Source organism: Shewanella sp. Isolate7 (assembly GCF_022398425.1).
Classification (GTDB): Bacteria; Pseudomonadota; Gammaproteobacteria; order Enterobacterales; family Shewanellaceae; genus Shewanella.
The window spans coordinates 1-511 of sequence record NZ_JAKEVJ010000213.1 but is presented as its reverse complement, the minus strand read 5'-3'; the positions used below and the strand labels follow the sequence as shown (position 1 = coordinate 511).

1 protein-coding gene is annotated in these 511 nt (G+C 37.2%); it reads left to right on the top strand.

The annotated features are described in order from the left end of the window. Positions 1-255, top strand: a 255-nt coding sequence (locus L1D47_RS21085) for a response regulator (RefSeq protein WP_239886654.1), incomplete at its 5' end; no start/stop codon positions are given. Between the last annotated feature and the right edge of the window lie 256 nt (positions 256-511).

The following is a 511-nucleotide window of genomic DNA, read 5'->3' as shown; positions in this document are numbered from 1 at the left end:
GAAGCCTTGCGTTTATTCAAAGAACACAAACCCGATTTAATCACGATGGACTTAACGATGCCCAAAATAGGCAGTTTAAAATGTATCAAACACATTTGTGAATTAAGCAAAGACACCAGCATCTTAGTGATTTTAGCTTTATCCGACTGTCAAACAGGCTTAAAAGCCTTGCAATTTGGTGCGCGTGGGCTTATTTGTAAACCTTTTACCGATGAGCAATTAATCATGGCTTTGGATAAATTGATTCGCAAATAAATCAGATAAAAAATGCTCTTGGTTGTTGCCAAGAGCGTTTTTGATGTTCTGTCTAAAACGATTCAACTACATAATAGAACATGAGCGTCTCGTTCATCAATTATCTCTTTTGTATTTGGAGGGCCACTAACATTTCGTTTTACGGTTGCTTTTTGCCAAAAATCAACTCACACCTGAATTGTCAGTAGCCCTAATAGTGAATTAAAATAAAAAGACACAAGGCGACAACACTCGCCGTATCCAAATAGTACATGAG